The sequence below is a fragment of the Rhizobium sp. ZPR4 genome, from assembly GCF_040215725.1.
Classification (GTDB): Bacteria; Pseudomonadota; Alphaproteobacteria; order Rhizobiales; family Rhizobiaceae; genus Rhizobium; species Rhizobium rhizogenes_D.
In genome coordinates this window covers 638,034-659,221 of the sequence record NZ_CP157967.1, presented here as the reverse complement: position 1 = coordinate 659,221, position 21,188 = coordinate 638,034, and the positions used below count along the sequence as shown (strand labels likewise).

25 protein-coding genes are annotated in these 21,188 nt (G+C 59.7%); 12 read left to right on the top strand and 13 right to left on the bottom strand.

The genetic code is table 11. From position 1 onward, the window contains the following. Positions 1-44 precede the first annotated feature (44 nt). Both ABOK31_RS03225 and ABOK31_RS03220 read left to right on the top strand, forming a co-directional pair. Positions 45-956: a J domain-containing protein gene (locus ABOK31_RS03225; RefSeq protein WP_349957764.1), complete on the top strand. Its 912-nt coding sequence runs from the start codon at positions 45-47 to the stop codon at positions 954-956. A 3-nt stretch (positions 957-959) separates the two neighbouring features. Then, on the top strand, positions 960-1,292 hold the full coding sequence (locus ABOK31_RS03220; RefSeq protein ID WP_174173987.1) for a chaperone modulator CbpM: 333 nt from the start codon (positions 960-962) through the stop codon (positions 1,290-1,292). Positions 1,293-1,371: 79 nt separating this feature from the next. On the opposite strand, the gene ABOK31_RS03215 is transcribed toward ABOK31_RS03220, so the two are convergent. Beyond that, the gene (locus ABOK31_RS03215; protein WP_349957763.1) at positions 1,372-1,761 is read right to left on the bottom strand and encodes a DUF930 domain-containing protein; all 390 of its coding nucleotides are present in this window, start codon (positions 1,759-1,761) and stop codon (positions 1,372-1,374) included. Positions 1,762-2,048: 287 nt separating this feature from the next. On the opposite strand from ABOK31_RS03215, the gene ABOK31_RS03210 reads away from it, so the two are divergent. Further along, on the top strand, positions 2,049-4,142 hold the full coding sequence (locus ABOK31_RS03210) for a S9 family peptidase (RefSeq protein ID WP_349957762.1): 2,094 nt from the start codon (positions 2,049-2,051) through the stop codon (positions 4,140-4,142). Positions 4,143-4,162: 20 nt separating this feature from the next. Then, positions 4,163-4,684: a DUF1697 domain-containing protein gene (locus ABOK31_RS03205; RefSeq protein WP_349957761.1), complete on the top strand. Its 522-nt coding sequence runs from the start codon at positions 4,163-4,165 to the stop codon at positions 4,682-4,684. A gap of 311 nt (positions 4,685-4,995) precedes the next feature. Here ABOK31_RS03205 and ABOK31_RS03200 read toward each other — a convergent pair whose 3' ends face one another. Continuing rightward, entirely contained in the window at positions 4,996-5,256 is a 261-nt protein-coding gene (locus ABOK31_RS03200; protein WP_075852026.1) for a ribbon-helix-helix domain-containing protein, read from the bottom strand. 95 nt (positions 5,257-5,351) lie between these two features. Between ABOK31_RS03200 and ABOK31_RS03195 the strand changes: the two genes are divergently transcribed. Together ABOK31_RS03195 and ABOK31_RS03190 are read left to right on the top strand one after the other, a co-directional pair. Further along, on the top strand, positions 5,352-6,857 hold the full coding sequence (locus ABOK31_RS03195; protein ID WP_349957760.1) for a protein adenylyltransferase SelO: 1,506 nt from the start codon (positions 5,352-5,354) through the stop codon (positions 6,855-6,857). A 73-nt stretch (positions 6,858-6,930) separates the two neighbouring features. Next, positions 6,931-7,467 carry a hypothetical protein gene (locus ABOK31_RS03190; RefSeq protein WP_174173981.1) on the top strand — a complete coding sequence of 179 codons (537 nt, stop codon included), beginning with the start codon at positions 6,931-6,933 and terminating at the stop codon, positions 7,465-7,467. Between the two features lie 83 nt (positions 7,468-7,550). On the opposite strand, the gene bla is transcribed toward ABOK31_RS03190, so the two are convergent. The 3 genes from bla to dmeR all read right to left on the bottom strand — a co-directional run bounded on the left by bla (position 7,551) and on the right by dmeR (position 10,054). Beyond that, the gene (gene bla, locus ABOK31_RS03185; protein WP_349957759.1) at positions 7,551-8,552 is read right to left on the bottom strand and encodes a class A beta-lactamase; all 1,002 of its coding nucleotides are present in this window, start codon (positions 8,550-8,552) and stop codon (positions 7,551-7,553) included. 85 nt (positions 8,553-8,637) lie between these two features. Then, positions 8,638-9,642, bottom strand: a complete 1,005-nt coding sequence (gene dmeF, locus ABOK31_RS03180) for a CDF family Co(II)/Ni(II) efflux transporter DmeF (RefSeq protein ID WP_349957758.1) — start codon at positions 9,640-9,642, stop codon at positions 8,638-8,640. 139 nt (positions 9,643-9,781) lie between these two features. Continuing rightward, positions 9,782-10,054: a Ni(II)/Co(II)-sensing transcriptional repressor DmeR gene (gene dmeR / locus ABOK31_RS03175; protein WP_174173978.1), complete on the bottom strand. Its 273-nt coding sequence runs from the start codon at positions 10,052-10,054 to the stop codon at positions 9,782-9,784. 194 nt (positions 10,055-10,248) lie between these two features. Between dmeR and ABOK31_RS03170 the strand changes: the two genes are divergently transcribed. Continuing rightward, a complete protein-coding gene (locus ABOK31_RS03170) occupies positions 10,249-10,662 on the top strand; it encodes a helix-turn-helix domain-containing protein (protein ID WP_047627497.1) in 414 nt (137 codons plus the stop codon). A 197-nt stretch (positions 10,663-10,859) separates the two neighbouring features. Further along, positions 10,860-11,348, top strand: a complete 489-nt coding sequence (locus ABOK31_RS03165) for a GNAT family N-acetyltransferase (RefSeq protein WP_075852020.1) — start codon at positions 10,860-10,862, stop codon at positions 11,346-11,348. 102 nt (positions 11,349-11,450) lie between these two features. Here the strand turns inward: ABOK31_RS03165 and ABOK31_RS03160 are convergent, their stop codons facing one another. Then, the gene (locus tag ABOK31_RS03160) at positions 11,451-12,020 is read right to left on the bottom strand and encodes a C39 family peptidase (RefSeq protein WP_349958837.1); all 570 of its coding nucleotides are present in this window, start codon (positions 12,018-12,020) and stop codon (positions 11,451-11,453) included. 156 nt (positions 12,021-12,176) lie between these two features. Here ABOK31_RS03160 and ABOK31_RS03155 point away from each other — a divergent pair, with 156 nt between their 5' ends. Beyond that, complete coding sequence (locus ABOK31_RS03155; protein ID WP_349957757.1) at positions 12,177-12,956, top strand: methyltransferase domain-containing protein; 780 nt, start codon at positions 12,177-12,179, stop codon at positions 12,954-12,956. 12 nt (positions 12,957-12,968) lie between these two features. On the opposite strand, the gene ABOK31_RS03150 is transcribed toward ABOK31_RS03155, so the two are convergent. From ABOK31_RS03150 to ABOK31_RS03140, 3 genes are all read right to left on the bottom strand, one after another. Beyond that, a complete protein-coding gene (locus ABOK31_RS03150) occupies positions 12,969-13,883 on the bottom strand; it encodes a cytochrome c (RefSeq protein ID WP_349957756.1) in 915 nt (304 codons plus the stop codon). Positions 13,884-14,082: 199 nt separating this feature from the next. Next, on the bottom strand, positions 14,083-14,526 hold the full coding sequence (locus tag ABOK31_RS03145; protein WP_174173974.1) for a cytochrome c: 444 nt from the start codon (positions 14,524-14,526) through the stop codon (positions 14,083-14,085). A gap of 165 nt (positions 14,527-14,691) precedes the next feature. Then, on the bottom strand, positions 14,692-15,327 hold the full coding sequence (locus tag ABOK31_RS03140) for a LysE family translocator (RefSeq protein ID WP_349957755.1): 636 nt from the start codon (positions 15,325-15,327) through the stop codon (positions 14,692-14,694). 128 nt (positions 15,328-15,455) lie between these two features. Between ABOK31_RS03140 and ABOK31_RS03135 the strand changes: the two genes are divergently transcribed. After that, positions 15,456-16,157, top strand: coding sequence for a YafY family protein (locus ABOK31_RS03135; protein WP_349957754.1), 702 nt, complete (start codon positions 15,456-15,458; stop codon positions 16,155-16,157). Positions 16,158-16,187: 30 nt separating this feature from the next. On the opposite strand, the gene ABOK31_RS03130 is transcribed toward ABOK31_RS03135, so the two are convergent. Next, a complete protein-coding gene (locus tag ABOK31_RS03130) occupies positions 16,188-16,970 on the bottom strand; it encodes an SDR family oxidoreductase (RefSeq protein WP_349957753.1) in 783 nt (260 codons plus the stop codon). Positions 16,971-17,132: 162 nt separating this feature from the next. Here ABOK31_RS03130 and ABOK31_RS03125 point away from each other — a divergent pair, with 162 nt between their 5' ends. Then, on the top strand, positions 17,133-18,029 hold the full coding sequence (locus ABOK31_RS03125; RefSeq protein WP_349958835.1) for an AraC family transcriptional regulator: 897 nt from the start codon (positions 17,133-17,135) through the stop codon (positions 18,027-18,029). A 30-nt stretch (positions 18,030-18,059) separates the two neighbouring features. Here the strand turns inward: ABOK31_RS03125 and ABOK31_RS03120 are convergent, their stop codons facing one another. From ABOK31_RS03120 to ABOK31_RS03110, 3 genes are all read right to left on the bottom strand, one after another. Continuing rightward, positions 18,060-18,626, bottom strand: a complete 567-nt coding sequence (locus ABOK31_RS03120; RefSeq protein ID WP_350019267.1) for an anthrone oxygenase family protein — start codon at positions 18,624-18,626, stop codon at positions 18,060-18,062. 22 nt (positions 18,627-18,648) lie between these two features. After that, the gene (locus ABOK31_RS03115; RefSeq protein ID WP_349957751.1) at positions 18,649-19,497 is read right to left on the bottom strand and encodes a metallophosphoesterase; all 849 of its coding nucleotides are present in this window, start codon (positions 19,495-19,497) and stop codon (positions 18,649-18,651) included. Positions 19,498-19,624: 127 nt separating this feature from the next. After that, the gene (locus ABOK31_RS03110) at positions 19,625-20,227 is read right to left on the bottom strand and encodes a superoxide dismutase (protein WP_075852010.1); all 603 of its coding nucleotides are present in this window, start codon (positions 20,225-20,227) and stop codon (positions 19,625-19,627) included. Positions 20,228-20,499: 272 nt separating this feature from the next. Here ABOK31_RS03110 and ABOK31_RS03105 point away from each other — a divergent pair, with 272 nt between their 5' ends. Next, entirely contained in the window at positions 20,500-21,150 is a 651-nt protein-coding gene (locus tag ABOK31_RS03105) for an aspartate/glutamate racemase family protein (RefSeq protein ID WP_349957750.1), read from the top strand. Positions 21,151-21,188 lie beyond the last annotated feature (38 nt).

The window sequence follows — 21,188 nt, the reverse complement described above, 5'->3', positions numbered from 1 at the left end:
AGCACTATCTGCGTATCTTTCCGTGCTCCCAAAGAGAGACATGTATGAGTCGCGATCCCTATGAAATTTTGGGCGTAAAGCGGGACGCCCCGCAAAAGGATATTCAAAGCGCCTATCGCAAGCTTGCCAAGAAGCTGCACCCGGACCTCAACCCCGGCGACAAGCAGGCCGAGGACAAGTTCAAGGAAGTCTCGGCTGCCTACGGCATTCTCGGCGACGAGGAGAAGCGCGGACGGTTCGATCGCGGCGAGATCGACAGCAGCGGTGCGGAACAGGCGCCGCGCAACTACTATCGTGACTATGCCACCCAGGAAGGCCAGCGCGGCCCCTATCAGAATACGGGTGGCTTTGCCGATTTCGGCGATGCCGACGACATGTTTTCCAGTTTCTTCTCGCGTCGCAGCCGAGGCCAATCCCAGATGCAGGGTCAAGACCGTCACTATACGATGGAGATCGACTTTCTGGACGCCATCAACGGCGCAAAGAAGCAGATCAGCCTGCCCGAGGGGCCGGCGCTGGACGTTCAAATTCCGCCCGGCACACGCGACGGGCAAACGCTGCGCCTGAAGGGCAAGGGCGACCCAGGCTTCAATGGCGGGAAGCCCGGAGATGCGCTGATCGCCGTGCATGTGCGCCCGCATCGCTTCTATACCCGCGATGGCGACGACATCCGAATGGAATTGCCGATTTCGCTGAGCGAGGCGGTACTCGGCGGCAAGATTCGGGTTCCAACTCCTTCCGGCGCAGTTACTGTGACGCTGCCGCCAAACTCCAATACGGGAAAGGTGCTGCGTCTGAAGGGCAAGGGGGCGCCCGTACGCGGCAAGGACAATGGCGACGCCTATGTTTCGCTGAAGATCGTCCTGCCGGATACGCCGGATCCTGAGCTCACGCGCTTCGTTTCCGATTGGGAAGCAGGCAAGGCGCAAGACCCCAGAAAGACGATGGGAGGATAAGCGATGAACGAGAGCGAGTTTCGACTGCACCTCCGGATCGAAACCACCGTGCTGGAAATCTGGATATCCCAAGGCTGGGTGGTGCCCGAAGTCACCGATCAGGGCCGCAATTTCCGTGAAGCCGACATTGCGCGCGGCCGGCTCATCCTCGATCTCAGCAGCGCGATGGGCGTCAATGAGCCGGGCGTCGATGTGGTCATGGATCTGGTGGACCAGCTTCACAGCCTCAGAGCGACGCTGCGCGACCTGACGGATGCCGTCTGCCGGCAGCCGTCCGACGTACAGGACCACATTCTGTCTGAACTCACCCGTGTGGAGTCGCTGAGACGGCGCTAGGTCCTTGCACCATCAGGGTACGCAACCGCAGTATAGACCGTGGCCGCAGAAAAATGGTGCCCCGGGCAATCCGGACCGATCAGTCGTAGAGATAATGTTCCTGCCAGGCATCACGCGGCACCTTGTCGCCGATCTGGTAGCTCAGATCGCGGACATGGATATGCTGCGGCCCGGTCACACACGTATATGAGAGATGATACCAATCGCCCTTGCTGCGAAAGACGGCACCGGGCGCATCCATGGCGTCGGGCTTCATGTCGGGGTCGCTGAAAGTGTAGGCGATCACCTTGTCCGGCTTGAAACCCGTCTTGTCCGTGCCGATCCGCTTCATAGCCTCTGCGTCGCACGCCTGCTCCATCCGTTCCGACGGATCGAGCTTCTCCAACTGCTTCTTCATGGCCGGATCGACGGCGAAGGCGGAGGTGGCGACACTAGCCAACGGAATCAGGATGGCGAAGAGTTTCAGCATGAAGACCGGTCCCTTGTATTGTTTTGGATTTGAGTGCGTTCGCTCCATCAGAGAAGGCCTTGACCGCCTTCGTGTCGACGCACTGTATGCCGACTTCGGTAAAGAATGTGGTCTCATCAAGGCAGCGCCCCAATGCGGCCTCCCGCAAGCTGCCTGTTCGAGCAAGACTAATATCGGCTGCTTGCATGAAGCTTGAGGAACAGACTTGCCGCTTGAACCTCACCTCGCTGCCCTCTATTTCTCTCTTCACTTCACATCCGACTTTCATTCCAGAGAAAGTGCTCCCCGTGTCAGTTTTCAAGAATCTCCCCACTCCGCCCGCCGCCCCGAAAAAGCCACTTACGGATACCCGCCACGGCATTACCCGCACCGACGATTATGCGTGGCTGCGCGCCGACAACTGGCAGGCGATGTTCAAGGACCCGTCGATCCTGGCGCCGGAAATCCGGTCGCACCTGGAAGCCGAAAACACCTACATGAACGCCGCGATGGCGGACACAAAGGAGCTGCAAAAGGTTCTCTTCGGCGAGATGAAGGGCCGCATCAAGGAAGACGACAGCTCGATACCGATGAAGGACGGTCCTTACGCCTACGGCACGTTTTTCGTCACCGGTGGCGAGCAGCCCCGCTTCTTCCGCGAGCCGCGCAACGGCGGCGAACGCAAGCTGCTTTTGAACGGCGACAAGGAGAATGAAGGCAAGTCCTATTTTCGCCTTTCCGGCCTCGACCACTCCTCCGACCACAGCCATGGCATCTGGGGCTATGACGACAAGGGCTCGGAATATTTCACGCTGAAGATCCGCAACTTCGAGACTGGAGAAGATCTGGCCGACGTGATCGAGAACACCGGCGGCGATGCCGTCTGGGCGCCCGACGGCAAGAGCTTCTTCTACACGCTGCAGGACGAGAACCACCGCCCCTCGAAGATCTTCCATCACATCATCGGCACGCCGCAGTCGGACGACCGGCTCGTTTATGAGGAGGAGGACCCGGGCTTCTTCATGGGCGTCGGCGGCTCGCTGCTCGACGACTATATCTTCATCGATATTCACGATCACGAGACCAGCGAATACCGCATCATTCCGACCTCGGACCTGACCGCCGAGCCCAAGATCGTCGCCGAGCGCGAAACCGAGATCGAATATGAAATCACCGAAGGCGGCGACGTCTTCTACATCCTCACCAATGACGGCGACGCCAAGGATTTCAAGATCATGGAGACGCCGGCGAAGGAGCCGGGCAAGGAAAACTGGCGCGAGGTCGTACCTCACAAGCCGGGCACGCTGATCCTCAGCCACCTCGCCTATGCACGCCATCTCCTCTGGCTGGAACGCAAGGACGGCCTGCCGCGCATCATCATCCGCGACCGCCGCAGCGGCGAGGAACATGCGATCGCCTTCGAAGAGGAAGCATACGCTCTCGGCCTGCAGGGTGCCGCCGAATACGACACGGATATCATCCGCTTCTCCTACTCCTCGATGACGACGCCGAGCCAGCTCTACGACTACAACATGGTGACGCGCGAGCGCACCTTGCTAAAGACGCAGGAAGTGCCCTCGGGCCATAATCCGGCAGACTACGTGACGCGCCGCGTCTTCGCACCCGCCTGGGACGGCGAGACCGTGCCGGTCACGCTGCTTTATCGCAAGGACACGCCGCTCGACGGTTCCGCACCCTGCCTGCTCTATGGCTACGGCGCCTACGGTGTTACCATTCCCGCCGGCTTCAACACCAATTGCCTGTCGCTCGCCGATCGCGGCTTCATCTATGCCATCGCCCATATCCGCGGCGGCAAGGACAAGGGCTTTGCCTGGTACGAAGACGGCAAGATGGAAAAGAAGACCAATACCTTCAAGGACTTCATCGCTGCAGCCGACTATTTGAATCAGGAGAAGTTCACCTCTTACGCGAAGATCATCGCCGAGGGCGGATCGGCCGGCGGCATGCTGATGGGCGCCGTCGCCAACATGGCGCCGGAGAAATTCGCCGGCATCATCGCCGCCGTCCCCTTCGTCGACGTGCTCAACACGATGCTCGACGACACCCTGCCGCTGACGCCGCCGGAATGGCCGGAATGGGGCAACCCGATCGACAGCAAGGAAGAATACGAGCAGATCGCCGCCTACAGCCCCTATGACAATGTCGGCGAAAAGCCCTACCCGCCGATCCTGGCGCTCGGCGGCCTCACCGACCCGCGCGTCACTTATTGGGAACCGGCAAAGTGGGTCGCCAAGCTGCGTGAGAAGACGACGAGCGAAGCACCCATTCTCCTTAAGACGAACATGGATGCCGGCCACGGCGGCGCTTCTGGCCGCTTCCAGCGTCTGGAAGAAGTGGCGTTCGAATACTCCTTCGCCGTCAAGGTCGCTGAGAAGATGTAGGCCGAACAACGGAGGAAGCCATGACCGTCTTCGTCGCACTACTGCGTGCCGTCAATGTTGGCGGCACGGGAATGCTGTCCATGGCCGACCTCAAGGCACTCTGCGAGGAGATCGGCTTTCAGGATGTGCGTACCTATATCCAGAGCGGCAACGTGGTCTTTCGCACCGGGGAGGACGAGGCAACGGTGCTGGCCTGGCTTGAAAAGGCGCTGGCGGACAAGATGGGCAAGTCTCCGGGCGTGATCCTGCGCAGCTGCGCGGCTTTGGAAAAGGTCGCAGAACATTCGCCCTTCCCTCGCGCCAAGCCGAACTACCTGCTTGTGACCTTCCTGCAGGACGAGGCGCCGGAGGATGCACTCACCAAGCTCGTCGCACCCGGCGGCGAGGAAGTGCATATCGCCGGCCGCGAAATCTACGTGCATTATCCCGATGGCTCGGGACGCTCGAAACTGAAGCTGCCGGCGCTGAAGGCGGGAACGTCGAGAAATCTCAATACGGTGCGCAAGCTTGCAGAGATGGCGCGGGAGCTGGAAAGCAACTAAGGGCGCGTCATGAGAGCTGCGTAATCTCTCCTTCCGAAGACGATGTTGGTGATCCGCACGCGTTCCTCTTCAACAACATAGAGAATGACGACGCTGCGTTCGAAGACGGCCATCCGTATTCCAGCGCCGAGATCGGGGCGAGCGACGCCACCGAGAGGCGCATCGCCGATTTTTGCACATTTGTTCCGGATGCGCTTGATATAGGCGAGCGCTTTATCCCTGCTTTTGTTTGGTCCAGCACGTAGCTGAATATAGACAGAAGATCGGCTTTGGCCGTTTCGCGAAATACGACTGAGTATCGCTTCATGCGGTTACTGTTTTTCCGCCGCCAGCGTCTCGATCCAGTTGTCGATATCCTGCATGCTCAGATCCGGCCTGGGATCATCGAGCGATGTTTTCACTCTCTGTCTGATCGCTGCTATCCGTTGCTGGTATTCCTCCTCTTCCCGCAGCCAAACCCTCACGGCGGCGCGCAGCACCTCGCTCGTGGAGGCATAACTGCCCGCATCGACGCGCGCCTTGATGGCGGCAACCATTTCACTGGGGAGCGAAATGCTCAGCTTCTCGTTCATTGCAAAGTCCTCACGTCCGGTAGGATAAAGTAGGATAATTTCCTACTCGGAGCAAGCGCCTTGCGCCGCTTCCCTGTCGGCCCTACCTTAGGAACATGAGCTCTCCTCTTCACGATGATACCGCGCTTCGGGCGCCGCCGATCGCCTTCGACAATAGCTACGCGCGCCTGCCACCGCAGTTTTTCGCGGACCAGGCGCCGACGCCGGTTGCCGTGCCGCAGTTGATCAGGTTCAACGAGGTGCTGGCGCGGGAACTCGGACTGGATGTGGAGGCGCTGAAGCAAAATGCGGCGGCGATCTTTTCCGGCAACGAGCTGCTGCCGGGATCGCAGCCGATCGCCATGGCCTATGCCGGGCATCAGTTCGGCAATTTCGTGCCGCAGCTCGGCGATGGCCGGGCGATCCTTCTCGGTGAAGTCAAGAATCGCCATGGCAGGCGCCGTGATATCCAGCTCAAGGGTTCAGGACCGACGCCATTCTCCCGCCGGGGCGACGGACGCGCAGCACTCGGCCCAGTTCTGCGCGAATATATCGTCAGCGAGGCAATGCACGCGCTCGGCATTCCGACGACGCGGGCGCTCGCGGCCGTGACAACCGGAGAGCCCGTCTATCGCGAAGAAGTGTTGCCCGGCGCGGTGTTTACACGGGTAGCGGCAAGCCATATCCGCGTCGGCACCTTCCAGTTCTTTGCGGCGCGGGGCGACACGGATAGCCTGAAGATCCTGGCGGACTATGTCATCGGCCGGCACTATCCCGACATCAGGGACCGCGCAAATCCGTACCTTGCGCTGCTGGAAGCCGTTGCCGACCGTCAGGCGGCGCTGATCGCCCGCTGGCTGCATGTCGGCTTCATCCACGGCGTGATGAACACCGACAATATGACCGTATCGGGCGAGACGATCGATTTCGGTCCCTGCGCCTTCATGGATACGTATGATCCGGCGACCGTCTTCTCGTCCATCGACCGCAACGGGCGCTATGCCTATGCCAACCAGCCGGCCATCGGCCAATGGAATCTGGCGCGCCTCGGCGAGACGCTGATTCCGCTGATCGACCCCTCCGTCGATACGGCGATCGAGCTGGCGAATGTCGTCATCAAGGCCTATGGCGAGCGCTTCCAGACCTATTGGCTTGCCGGCATGCGCGCCAAGATCGGGCTTGCGGGCGAGGAAGACGGCGATCTCGAGCTGATCCAGTCGCAGCTAGCGACCATGCAGCAGCAGGGCGCTGATTTTACCCTCACCTTCCGCCGACTTGCGGCTCTCGCCGCAGACGACGACGTGATCGATTTTGCCGCTGGGTTCAACGACCCGCAAGCAGCGGCACCTTGGCTCGAACGCTGGCGCGAGCGGCTCGCTCGCGATCCGCAGACGCCGGCAGCGCGGTCGACGGCGATGCGCAAGGTCAACCCGGCCTTCATTCCCCGCAATCACCGAATCGAACAAGCCATCCAAGCTGCCGTCGAGGATGGTGATTTCTCGCTGTTCGAGGCCCTGCTGAAGGTGCTCGCGACCCCTTACGAGGATCAGCCCGCCTTTGCGCCCTATGCCGAGCCGCCATTGCCGGCGGAGCGGGTGCTACAGACCTTCTGCGGCACCTGAAAAAGCTCGAGCGCATAAGCCCCAGACAGGCTTGCAGAGTCATCGTCCCCGCAACCCATCGGGAGATATGACGATGAAAGTGCATAGCGGCACTCAAAACTATTTCAGCACGCCGATCCGCAGCTCGCAGAGCAGCGACGGCGACGACAGCACACCCTTCTCGCTGCCGGGCGACAGCAGCGGCCAGCAGGACGATTCGCAAGGGCCTTCCATCTCGTCCAGCGGCGTCCCCTCCTCCATTTCATCCGGCCTGTGGCTCAGCCAGTTCGGCAGCGCGTCGTCCTCGACATCGGACGAGAGCAGCGATCAGAACAGCGCAACGGCGTCGGGCGGAAGCAGCTCTGCATCGTCAAGCGAGCAGTCCGATCAGGATATTCTCGACGAGTTTGCCAAATGGGCGAATATGACGCCTGCCCAGAAAATCCGGGCGCAATATCTGCAGGCGCATGGCCTGACGGAAGATTCCTTCAAGTCCTTGTCGGCCGACGACCAGAAGGCAATCAACGATCAGATTGCCGATGAGATCAAACAGAAGCTCGGCGCCGGCAACGCCGATGGTGATAGCGATCAGGAAACGGACAGCGCAGCCGCGGCCTTGGCGCTCGTCTGAGCAAGCTGCCAGGTTACATGAAGACGATACGAACCCGATTCACATCTTGCCCGTATCGTCTTGTTTTTATTATAAATATTCCGCTATTGCCCGACCATGTCGACGACGATCTTGCCGACTTCGGCAAAGACAGCCTCGACGTCCTTTGCCGGCGCGGTCGCCTCGGCAACAAAGGTCGTGACCAGGATCGCACCCCGGTCCGGCGGCCAGATGACGGCGATATCGGCATAGGAACCATTATTGCCGGTGCCGGTCTTGTCGCCGACCTTCCACTCCTTCGGCAGGCCCGCGCGCAGGCGGTTGTTGCCCGTGGTATTGGCGACCAGCCAGTTGACCAGCTGATCCCTCGATGTTTCCGACAGCGTATTGCCGAGCGTCAGGAGGCCGATCGTATCCAGCATCGCATCCGGCGTGGTGGTGTCGCGCGGATCGTCCTTCACCGCCTGGTTGACATCCGGTTCGTTGCGGTCGAGGCGGGTTTCGGTGTCGCCTGTCGTACGCAGCCAAGAGGTCAACGCTGCCGGGCCACCGAAGCTTTCGAGCAGCAGATTGCCGGCCGTGTTGTCGCTCAGCGTGATCGCGGCGCTGCAAAGTTCGGCAATGGTCATGCCATCGCCGTCGGCGTGCTTTTCTGTTTCCGGCGAATAGGTGACGACCTTGTCCTTACCGTAAGTGATGCGACGGTCGAGCTTCTCGACACCCTGGTCGACGCGCGCCAGCACAAAGCCGGCAGCGAGCGCCTTGTAGGTGCTGCACAGGGGAAAGCGCTCCTCCTCCCGATGGCCGAGGGAAATGTTGGTCTCCGTGTCAAGCACGGAGACGCCAAGACGACCGCCAGTCTTCTTTTCCAGATCGGCGAGCTGCTTGTCGACATCGTCGGAAAGCTGCGAATTGTCCTGCGCTCCACTGTCGCCTTGCGGGCTCTGACTGCCGGCATCGGGCATTGCCGAATTGTCCGTTGCGGGAGGTGTCTGCACCGGCGCACCACTATCCTCAGCAAAAAGACTATCGGGGCCGAGTGTCAGGGCGGGAAGAAGCAACGCCGAACCTGCCATGAGGTGGCGGCGAGTGAGCAATGTGGGCATGTCGAGGGCCTCCAGCAGAATCGGCAGGTCTTGGGCTATGCGAGGAATATGGCAAGCCTCTGACCTCACCGATTGCTAACGGATTCTATGCCGCCTTGTCGACGGTAACTTCGACCGTGACGTGGGAGAGTTCATGGATCTCGGCAAGCCGCGCCTTGTAGAAGGACGGATCGCGCGAGACCGGCGTTGCGACCGCGACGATCGCGGCATGATGCCCGGGTCCGACCTGCCATACATGCAGATCGGTGATGCGGTCCTCATCCGTCTCGATCGCTTCGCGGATCTCCTCGGGCAGATCTTCACCTTGCGGGATGAAATCGAGGAGAACGGCGCCGGAGGCACGCAGCAGGCTCCATGCCCATTGCAGGATCACCAGGCCGCCAACCATGCCCATGACGGGATCGAGGAAGGTCCAGCCGAAACGGCTGCCGAGCAGCAGGGCGACGATGGCGAGAACCGAGGTCATCGCATCGGCGATGACATGGACATAGACGGAGCGCAGATTGTTATCCCTGCCACCTTTTTGGCCATGATCGTGGTGGTGACCGTCGTCATGATCGTGATCATGGTGATGGTCATGATCATGAGCGTGGCCATGGCTGTGCCCGTGGCCGGCATGGCCGTGGTGATGATGGCTGTGATCGTCGCGCAGCAACCAGGCGCTGACGAGATTGACGACGAGGCCGACAACGGCAATTGCGATGGCCTCGCGGAAATTGATCGCCACCGGATCGAGCAATCTCAAAATGCTCTCCCAGCCCATGATCAGCGCGATCAATGCGAGCACGATGGCGCTGGCAAAACCTGCGAGATCGCCGAATTTGCCGGTGCCGAAGGTGAAGCGCGCATTGTGCGCATGCCGGCGTGCATAGAGATAGGCAAGCGCCGAAATCAGCATCGCGCTGACATGGGTCGACATATGCCAGCCATCGGCGAGCAGTGCCATCGAACCATAAATCGTGCCCGCGCCGATCTCGATCACCATCATGACAGCGGTCAGCGCGATGACGAGCCAGATGCGGCGTTCGTTGCGCTGGTGATCGGAGCCCAGAAAAACATGGCTGTGGCCCATTTCGGAGGAAATACTCATGACATTACTCTCTCGTTGAACGCCTGAAACCATAAAACGCGTCGCGATCTTTCAGATGCACTCCTGGCGTTTTATGTCTTCGATTTTTCACATGTCGTTATCGCAAAACCGCCGCACACTTTTGCGCGACTTGCTTTGGTCACCGCAGATAGGTCTTCAGCACGTCGGCTATCTCATCGACCGCCTGACGGCGTGCCTCTTCACTTTCGGCATGCAGTATATGTTCCTGCAGATGGTCCTCCAGAACCTCCCCGGTCAGCCCTGTCAGGGCGCCGCGAATGGAGGCGAGCAGCTGCAGGATTTCCCCGCAGGGGCGCTCGGCCTCGAGCGCGCGCTCCACCGCTTCCATCTGCCCCTTGAGACGGCGGACGCGGGAGAGGAGCTTGGCTTGCTGGCGAATGGTATGGGACATCGTAGCCTCGATTATAATATAGGGGGGTATACTATTTGTGACGAGGAATTGGAAGCCACCTTTTTGTGGCGACGACCGGGCGATGAGGTAGCCGACGGAGTATCACGGCCGGCCGTCGCGGCTACCTGGCCTTGCAATTTCCACGAATGGCCTCATATGTTGCTCTAGAGACTAGAGGTATTGGAGGCCATGCAATGCTGACGATCGGCGATCTATCCAAGCGGACCGGCGTGAAAGTGCCGACGATCCGTTATTACGAGCAGATGGGACTGATCTCGGAGCCGGAACGCAGCGAAGGCAACCAGCGGCGCTATTCCAAGACGGATCTGGAGCGCCTTGCCTTCATTCGACATGGCCGTGATCTGGGCCTGACGATCGATGCCATCAAGGAACTGATCTCTCTCAGCCAGCATCCGGACCGCCCCTGCGTCGGCGCCGATCGCATTGCCAAGGAACATCTGGAAGATGTGCGCATCAAGATCGCACAGCTTAAAAGATTGGAGCATGAACTGGAGCGCATCGTTTCGCATTGCGACGGGCACAGCATCGAAGACTGCTATGTGATCCGCGCGCTTTCCGATCACGGACTATGCGAACACGAGCACTAAGGCCCCATTGACAAATGCGCTGAACCGGATCATTGATGCGCCCATGATCACGAACGCGCTCCACAATTGCTCGTATTTTTGGCTGTACCTGTAAGGGGCGGCCAAGACAGATCATATGTCAACAAGCCGCCGTCAGGCGGCTTTGTTGTATCGGCAGCGTCCTGACGGCTCATTGAAAAACAAGGACGCAAAATGCCATGCTAGACGACAGCGACATCTCACTTCTCCGCCCGCCGGTGCTCACAATCCGCAATGCGCAGCCGCGCGACCTGCCTGAGCTCAACGACATGATCCGGCTGCTTGCCGCCCATCATGGCGACCCCTCAGGCACGACGCCCGAGCAGCTCGAGCGCGATCTCTTCGGTCCGGTGCCCTGGATCACGGCGCTTGTTGCCGAAGGCGAACATGGCCTGCTCGGCTACGCCATCCTCGTGCCGCTCTACAAGGCGCAGGAAGGCCAGCGTGGCATGGATCTGCATCATCTCTTCGTGCGCGACGGCCACCGTGGCCACGGCGTCGGACAGCATTTGGTCGACCGTGCCCGCGACATCGCCCGCAAGGCCGGCTGCAGCTACCTTTCGGTCGGTGCCGCGACGGGCAATTTCCAGGCGCATCGCTTCTACGAAAACATGGATTTCAAGCCGCGTCCGGTCACCGGCATGCGCTATCTGCAGGCTCTGGCCTGATGCCGGCCTTTAACAGGATCGCCATCCGATATTGATTTTCGAGTGTTTCTGGTTTTGCGCATTCCGGACGGAAAACCGCTGCGCACTTTTCCTGGAAATGCTTCAGTGATCGATGGCGATCCCGCGGCCTGCAAAGAATCTCTCGAATGTCTCCAACGGCATCTCCGCATTCTCGCGCGTCGCATCGATGTGACCGGACGGATTGTGGAAGCGGATCGTGCTTCCGTCGGCGGCTGTCACCAGCACGAGATGGCCGCCCTTGGCCGGCGGCTCGGTCTCAGGCCAGCGGATGGAGTGGTGCACCGACGCGATGAAAAATTCGGATTGTGCGAGGATATCGGCGATGTCGGCGACTGAAATCCCGGTGGCGATCCTGGCATTCAGATCAAAGTGATCTTTAACAAAGGGGACGAAGGGCGCATAGATCAGGCCCTTGATCCGGCCATCCGCCTCCTCGACATAGCCGCCATAGTCCCGGCAGCCCATAGCGAGATCCATGATCGGCACGGCTTTGCCGGTGCGGTTGGCGAGCACCATCTTCAGGCAGGCCATGCCGCAGAGATTACCGGCCCAGCGCGCATAATCCTCAACGCTGCCGGCGCCGGAAGAGGCCCAAAGCGGGTCCTTGAGCAAGGCCGATTGCGCACCTTCGGCCACGACCGCCAGAGTCATATCAGGCGTTTCCCACTGGCTGAAATAAGGAACCTTTTGCGTCACCCTTGCGTCCACGACCGCCCTCTCCCGTTGCCGAATCCCGAAGCTGTAAGCTTGACGGGAAATGCGCTAGAAAAATGGCTATCGACCTAGGCCTGCAACTGGAGATGCGACTTGGAACAGCGATTCACATTCGATGGCGTCGCCAGCCTCTACAACATCTCCCGCCCCCTTTATCCTGATGCGCTGTTTACCGACATCATCCGTTTCGCCGGGCTGGAACCCAAAGATAAGGTCCTCGAAATCGGATGCGGCACCGGACAGGCAACGGAGGGCTTCGCCCGCCACGACCTTTCCATTCTTGCGCTCGACCCCGGCGCCGAGCTGATTGCGGTCGCGCGGGAAAGACTGGCGCAATTTCCGCAGCTGCAACTCCAGCAAACCACCTTCGAAGCATGGTCGGGCGAGCCGCGAAGCTTCAGGCTGATAGCCGCGGCACAATCCTTCCACTGGGTTTCGCCGGAGCTGCGTTTCGCCAGGACGGCCGCTCTCCTTTCGCCAGGAGGAACACTCGCCGTCTTCGGCAATGTGCCGATGCCGCCCGAGGGACCGCTTGCTGGACAATTCGCCAAAATCTATGCCCGCTATGCTCCGCAGCTTGCAGGCCCACCTGCAGAAGCCTGGTATCTACCCGATGGCCCTTTTGCCCGGGAACTACGGCAGTCCGACCATTTCGAAACACCGGTCCATCACTGTTATCGCTGGAGTCGATTGCACACGGCACAAAGCTATACCGATCTGCCGCGCACGCTCTCAAGCTACCGGCTTTTGGCCGAGGATCAGCGAGAAGCGCTGCTTTCCGCGCTTGCCGATGCGATCAACGCGCATGGCGGTGAATTCGAGCTACGTTATGAAACGCATCTCTATCTCGCCAAAGGCAAAATCGCGGCTTGAGCCTCCTGCGACTTATTTCGCCGGCAGTGCCTTTAGATAGGCTGCGATCGCCTCCCGGTCGGTTGCCGGCAGGTGGGCGATGTTCTGCTGGACTTCGGCCATCGAGCCGCCGGCCGAGTCATAGTCCGGGGTGAAGCCGGTTTCGAGGTAATTGGCGATGTCGCCGGCGCTCCAGCTGCCGATTGCCTTGGAGCCGGGTGTGATATCCGGGATCTGGCCCTTGCCTTCCGGATTGGGCGCTCCCGCCAACCATTGGCCGCTCACGAAGCCGCCGAGGCTGTCGCGCGGCGTATGGCATTCGCCGCAATGGCCCGGCCCTTCCACGAGATATTGACCACGCTTGATCTTCTCGTCGGCACTGGCAAGCACGACGCGCGGCTGATCGTTAAGATAAAGGAATTTCCAGGCACCAAGCGCCAGCCGGATGTCGAAGGGAAAGGGCAGCTCGTGCGGAGGCGCGACATTGTTGCTCTTCGGCAGCGTCTTCAGGAAGCCCCAGAGATCGTTGATGTCCTTGTCGCTCATGCGGGTATAGGAGCCGTAGGGAAAGGAAGGATAGAGATGTTCGCCGTTTTTACCGACGCCGCGCTTCATGGCATTGCCGAAATCGGCAAGCGTCCACCTGCCAAGCCCTGACTTCTCATCCGGCGAGATATTCGGGACATGGAAGGTGCCGAAGGGGCTGGCAAGGGCGAGACCGCCCGAAAGTACCAGCTTGGAATCGCCCTGCGCGCCAGGAGCCGCGTGACAGCTCGTGCAGCCGCCGGCCCAGAAGATCATCTCGCCATTCTTGACATCGGGATCGCCGAGATTGGCCCAATGGCTCGCCGGCAGGGGCGACGGCGCGGTGATGACGTAGAATGCGCCGCAGCCAAGGATGATCACGCCGAACAGACAAAGCAACCACCGGACAAACCGTGCCATCACACCTACCCCCAAGCCTTAGCTCTAAAACCAAAAGGCTCCGCACCGGGAAACCGGTGCGGATGCCAAAATCGATTTCTAGAGCCTTGCCGATTTTCTTCGAAATGCAAAAAGGCTCGATGCTTTTGCCTTCGCGCAATGCCGGACGGAAAACCGCCGCGCACTTTTCCTGGAATTGCTCTAGACGAGGCCGACCTACCGCTTAGTCCTTCTTGACGCGGTAGGCCTGATGACAGGCGCCGCAGCTGCCGCCAAGGGTCTTCAGCGTCGAACCGACGCCGGCCTTGTCAGCGGGGAGCTGGGCGAGCGCCGTCTCGGCATCGCTGGAAAGCTTGGCGGCGTGCGCCTTGAAGTCATCGAGATTGTCCCAGATCTTCGGATTGACCTCGGCATCACTCTTATCGCTCTGCGGATTGAACTGATCCGGGAAGGCCTTGGCCGTTTCGGCGATCGTCGTCAGCGACGCCTTGACGATATCGGCATCATAGGGCTTGTCGCCCTTGGCAATCGCGCCGAGAGCCCCGGTAGCGCCGCCGATCTTCTTCATCATCCCGATGCGGGAGTCATGCGTGCCATCGGCTGCGACGACCGAACCCAGTGCGATGCCGGCCAGAGCCGTTGCCATCACAATCGCTTTCAACTTCATTTCGTTCTCCTACCTCTCCGAGTGATCAGGACCGCCTACGCGGCCGGCGCATGATTACGGGCGACATGTTTGCCGGTTTCCTTTCCGGCAATGAAGTCACAAAGTGGTGAGAGCCGAGTGAAATCAGTGTCATGCTGCCGACACACTCATTCGACGCATCAGCTCTCACGCCAATTTCAGGCCCTCCCAGACCGTGAACACCGAAACCGCGACCAGCAGCAGCCCCGCCGCACGGCCCGCAAAGGCGGTTGCCCCCGGATTGGCAACCAGCAGATCGCGGCTACGCCCGGCAGTAATGGCAAGGGCTCCATAGACGGCAAATTGCGTTGCGATGGTCATGGCTCCCATGATGACGGCCTGTATCCACATCGGGCCGTAATCCGGCTTCAAGAACTGCGGATAGACAGCGAAGATAAAGAGATAGGCCTTGGGATTGATGAGGCAAGTCACCGCTCCCTGCCGGAAGGCTTTCCAGGCGGAACGGCTGCCGGCCGGCTCCTGGCCCCCAACGGTGATGGAACTGCGCATCAGCGTGTAGCCGATGAAGGCCATGTAGGCCCCGCCGATCACAAGCAGCGGATTAAAGAGTATGGGCACGAAATGCATCAGCAGGCCGATGCCGACAGCACCGTTCAGCGAATGCACCGCGCCGCCGAGCATGATGCCGCCCGTTGCGGCAAGGCCACGATTGCTGCCGCCGGTCAGGGAATTGGCGAGCACGAACAACATGTCCATGCCCGGCACGATGATAATGCCTAGGAGAAGAATGAAGAAGAGCCAGAGATTTTCTGCGTAACCCATGTCAGTTGTCTATCGCCCTCTCCAGGGAAGCAGGAGAGGAAATGGTTGATTTTCAAGTTGATAGGCAGTCTTATAAAGCGAGCCAACTGACGGGGTATTGTCAGTAGCCTTCATCTTTGAGGCAAGAAATGCGCAAGGCATCGCGCCTATTCGAGATCATCCAGATCCTCCGGCTGGCCAAGCGGCCGGTGACGGGAGCCGATATCGCCGCCCGGCTGGAGGTGACGGTACGCTCCGTCTATCGCGACATCGCAGCACTTCAGGCGATGCGGGTGCCGATCGAAGGCGAACGCGGCATCGGCTATATCCTGCGGCCCGGGTTCGACCTGCCGCCGCTGATGTTTTCCATTGAGGAAATGGAGGCGATCGTGCTGTCGCTGGCGCTCTTGGAACGTACCGGCGACGCCGAGCTGAAGCAGGCGGCCAAGCGCGTCACTGCCAAGATCGCCGGCGCCGTGCCGCCGCCGCTGCGCCAGACCCTCGATGCCAATGCCTTGCATGCCTGGGGCTTTGCCGCACCTTCAGCCTCGGCAATCGACCTTGCACTGGTGCGCCGCGCCATCCGCGACGAGGAAAAGCTCGACCTTGCCTATCGCGACGAGCTCGGCCGTGCCACGGAACGCATCATCCGGCCGATCGCGCTGATCTATTATGCCGAGACGGCCAATATCGTCGCCTGGTGCGAGCTGCGTCAGGCAATCCGCAATTTCCGCAGCGATCGGATCGAGGATTGTCAGCCGACCGGGCTCTGGTTCAAGGGCGAAGGAGATGGCCTGCGCCAGATTTGGGTGAATGGCTGGCAGATAAACACCCCAGCCGCTGCCGGCTGAGGTGCTATGGATTCCAGAGACGATGGCGAGTTAAAGGATCATGCCGCCCGAAACTTCGATGCGCTGGCCGTTGACCCAGCGATTGTCGTCCGACAGCAGCGAAGCAATCATTGGGCCGATATCATCGGGCAGGCCGGCGCGACCGAGCGCCGTCATGGACGCGACCATTCGGTTGACCTCGGGATTGTCGCGCACGATGCCTCCACTGAAATCCGTCTGGATCGCGCCCGGCGCCACCGTGTTGACGGTGATGCCGCGCGAGCCGAGCTCCTTGGCGAGGTAGCGCGTCAGCACTTCGACAGCCCCTTTCATCGCCGCATAGGCAGATGAGCCCGGATTGCTGAAACGGGCAAGGCCCGAGGAGACATTGACGATACGGCCGCCGTCGTTGATGTGCGGCAGCAGCTTCTGCGTCAGAAAATACACGCCCTTGAGATGGACGTTGTAAAGCTTGTCGAACTCGGCTTCCGTCGTTTCGGCAATGGAGGCATGATAGGAAGTGCCGGCATTGTTGACGAGGAAATCGAAGCGATCGCGGCTCCAATGCCGTTCCAGCGCGCTGCCGACCTCGGCAACGAAAGCGTCGAAGGATGCGACATTGCCGGCGTCGAGCTGCAAGGCAACCGCCTTTTGGCCGAGCGCTTCGATCTCGGCGACGGCGCTATCGGCTTCTGCCTTATTTGAATGATAGGTCAGGATGGCATCGACACCACGCTTGGCGAGATGAACGGCGGCGTTGCGACCGAGACCACGGCTGCCACCAGTGATGATTGCAATCTTTGTCTTTGATTTATCGATATTTTCAGTCGTCATTGCAGCGTCTCCAAGGAATGCTTGATGATGAAAAACTACGCCCGCAATGCCATGTCCTTGAATGCCGGAATTCTCGAATTTCTTGCCTATTCCTCCAACTGCCTTGTTCCCTCGCATCCCGCTGCTATGATGACGCAAGGCACCCTGCCCCGGAGACCGCCGATGTCGTCAGCCCTTAAAGACGCGATCACACAATTCATCGAAGCCCATGACTGCGGTGGCAATAACGTGTTTTCCACGGGCATCGATGGTTTGCACATCATGCGCTCGACCGAGCCGAAGATGCCGCATTCGATGATTTATCGACCGGCGCTCTGCGTCATTCTGCAGGGTGCGAAGCAATTGATGCTGAATGACAAGGTGATCGACTACGCCGAGATGCAGGCTCTCATCATCAGCATCGAGCTGCCTGCAGCCGGCAGGGTGATCCAGGCGAGTGTCGAGAAGCCCTATATTGCCATCTCCCTCGAATTCGATGTCGGCATGATGCGCGACGTCATGGAACAGCTCGACAAGCCACCGAAACCGACAGGCGGCGCCCACCTTGGCATCTTCGTCGAGAATCTTGGCGACCAGCTTGCTGATTGCCTCGTGCGATTGACCCGCCTGCTCTCGAACCCGAGCGCCATTCCGGTGCTCTATCCGGCGATCATGCGGGAAATCTGCTTCTGGATGCTCACCGGCCCCAATGGCGGCGAGGTCTGCAAGCTGGTGCTGCCGGATGGACAGACGCGACGTATCGCCAATGCCATTCGCCTGTTGCGCGACAATTTCGCGGAGCCGGTGCGCATCGAGCAACTGGCGGCCGCCGCGCGCATGAGCCCCTCCTCCTTCCATCAGCACTTCAAGACGCTGACCTCAATGACCCCGCTGCAATATCAGAAGCAGATGCGGCTACTCGAAGCTCGCCGCCTGATGGTCGCCGGCCAGGCTAATGTGGAGAGTGCCGCCTATCGCGTCGGCTATGAAAGTGCCTCGCAGTTCAGCCGCGAATATGCCCGCATGTTCGGCACGCCGCCGAAAAGGGATGTGACCGAAATGCGGATGGCGGCAGAATAATAGCAGATCAACTCTCGGCTTTGCGCACCGCTATAGCGCGATCGCGGTCACCAACAGGATGAAAGCGAGTAATCCTAGGACAGCGCGCGCGGCATGCGACCATTCCCAGAGATCACGCAGCATGGTCCAGTCCGCTTCGGCATCGGTCTCGATCCTATGACCACCGACTGGATCATGGGAAAAGAAGCCCGCGCCCAACCCTTTCAGCTCAGCATCCTTGAGCCAGAAATTATTTACCGGCTGTATCAGTAACCAAAAGACTGCATGCATGGTAGCCATGGCGGCAAAGGCAGCGGCAAACAGCCAGAATGCGATGATGCTGGCTGGTGTCAGGAACAGGAGAAGCAGAAGCAAAAGAGCGCCGATCGGCTCGGCAACGCCGCCGATCGTAAATCCGGGATAATAAATCCGCTGAACCGTCAGATAGTCTTCTTTCGACAGTCGCATTTTGCCCGGCAGCTCCAGCAGATGCGCCAGCGCCAGTGCCATGGCGATTGCCACGGCCAGGATTGTCAGAATTTGCAATGCCGGAAACATCGGCTCCGCCTCACAGCAGCCTCCGTTCCTAAACTTCCAGCGGTGCGGATCGTTCCGCATGTCAAACGATACAAGAGATTCATCAAGTGCCCGGCAGCGTCAGCACCCGACTATCCTCGCGCCCGAAGCCCGTAACCTCCAGCCGATCATTGTAGATGGCAACGATCGCATAGGCGCTCGTATCTTCGGTATCGACCATGCCCTTGAAGTTGACGAAATAGATTCCGTCGGACACTCCAAAATTGCCGGCGTGATTGTGGCCATTGAGATAGGCGACGACATGGTCGTGTTCAGCCAGAAGCGAAAGCATGCGGTCGCTGTTCAAAGCGTTGTGGGCATTCTCCGGAAAGACTGGATAATGGTTCAGGATAATGACCTTTTCGCCCACCGTCTTCGTCTCCCGCAGCTTTGCGGCAAGCCAGTTGAATTGCGCGTCGCCAATGGCTGCATTCCAGCGCTGGCCGTTCGTCGCGCCCGAATCTCCCAGACGCTTCATCAACTCCTTCGCCTCCTGCCGTCGCGGGTCGCCTTCCGGCGGGGCAAAGACGCTGATTTCATTGCCGTCGAGTGCGATGAAGCGATAGCCGGAATGATCGAAATCGTAATAGGCCGAGGGCATGCCCACGCGGGCTGATACGCCGCCGAGATGTTGCGATGCCACGGCGAAATCGTGATTGCCGAGGAGGAAATGCTTGCGATGACGCAAGGCTTCATAGACGGGCAAAATGGCGTCGTAGCTCTTCCATTCGCGATCGATAATGTCGCCGAGGGTCACCACGAAAGCGAGATCGTGCCGATTGAACTCCTCAATTGCCTCGCGAAGCTTGTCGATACTGTTCGCCGGATAGCGATTGAGGGTCAGATTGGGCTCAAGATCGGCATATTGCGGATCGGCGATGACACCAAAGCGGAAGAGCGGTGCTGACGACATTCAGCCTCCTTGGACGATCTCCTGGGGCCGCCAGGCGGACAGGGACACATCAATAAAAGCTGGCAGATAAGAAAACACCCGACGCCAGAAGGACGCCGGGTGCGAAAGCCAGCCTATGCGGCAAACCTTACTTCGTAGCGGCTTCGTAGCGCTCCAGGACATAGTCCCAGTTGATCAGGCTGTCGATGAAGGCTTCGAGGTACTTCGGACGCAGGTTGCGATAGTCGATGTAGTAGGAGTGTTCCCATACGTCGACGCCGAGGATCGGGTCTGCACCATGAACGAGCGGGTTTTCGCCGTTCGGGGTCTTGGAGATTTCGAGCTTGCCGTTCTTGACGGAAACCCATGCCCAGCCCGAGCCGAACTGCGTGGCGCCGGCAGCGGCGAAATCGGCCTTGAACTTGTCGTAGCCGCCGAGATCGGAAGCGAAGGCTGCTTCGAGCTTGCCCGGCAGCTTGTTGCCGCCGCCGCCCTTCTTCATCCACTTCCAGAAATGGATGTGGTTGTAGTGCTGGGCTGCGTTGTTGAAGAGGCCTGCATTGGTGCCGAAGGACTTCTTCACGATCTCCTCGAGCGACAGATCGGCAAGACCTGCTTCCGCAGCGAGCTTGTTGCCGTTGTCGACGTAAGCCTTGTGATGCTTGTCGTGGTGATATTCGAGCGTCTCGCGCGACATGAACGGCGAAAGAGCATCATAATCGTAGGGAAGTGCAGGCAATTCGAAAGCCATGGTCATATCTCCTCTTGGCAAAAAATTGCGGTCGGCAGGTGAACCGGAACATAGGAGCGGTCGCCTGGAAGAGCAACCGGCGACGTGCCAAAAAAGTTGCATGCGGGAGCAAAAATTGCCCTATTTTTCAATCATGTATAGCATCGACTTAGAAATTAACCTTATTGCATAGGATGACGCCTGGATAGATGGTGAGGCTCAGCGCCGAAATGTCGACAAAGCACGTTGTCGAGGCTAGGTTCGCGGACCTTCTGCTATTACGAGGAATGCCCGTGACGATAGCCTGCCTGCACACCGCCGAGAGCAACATTGCCGTCTATGAAGCAGCGGCGAAGGCACTCGGGCTGCCCTCCGGGATGCTGCGTCATCATGTCCGCGCCGACCTTCTTCTCGCCGCCGAAAAAGCCGGGCGATTGACGGATGAGATTTCAACGGAAACGGCAGCCCTTCTCTGGCGTCTGGCAGAGGATGCGGATGCCGTCGTGCTCAATTGCTCGACACTCGGCCCGGCAGCATCGCAGGTCGCCTCCGGTGCGAAAGCGCCGGTCATCAGAGCCGACGCCATGCTTGCCGAGGAGGCCGTCAAGGACGGCGGCAAGGTCGTCGTCCTCTGCACAGTCGAGACGACTATCGCACCGACGACAGCTCTATTCGAAGCGGCGGCGAAGGCGACAGGGGCCGAAATCGAGGTTCGGCTGGTGCCGGGCGCATGGGCGCATTTTCGCGCAGGCGATCTGTCGGCCTATCTCGCCTCCATTGCCGATGCGGTTAGCGCGGCCAATAGCGAAGGTCCCGTTACGATCGCTTTCGCGCAGGCTTCCATGACGGATGCCGCTCACCTTCTTCCAGAAGGTCATCCGCAACCGATGACCGGCCCCGCAACGGCGCTTGCGGCGGCAGTGGCGACGATCGCAGCCGGCTGAATGAAACTTTGTTTACGCAGTTCCAAATGGAAAACCGC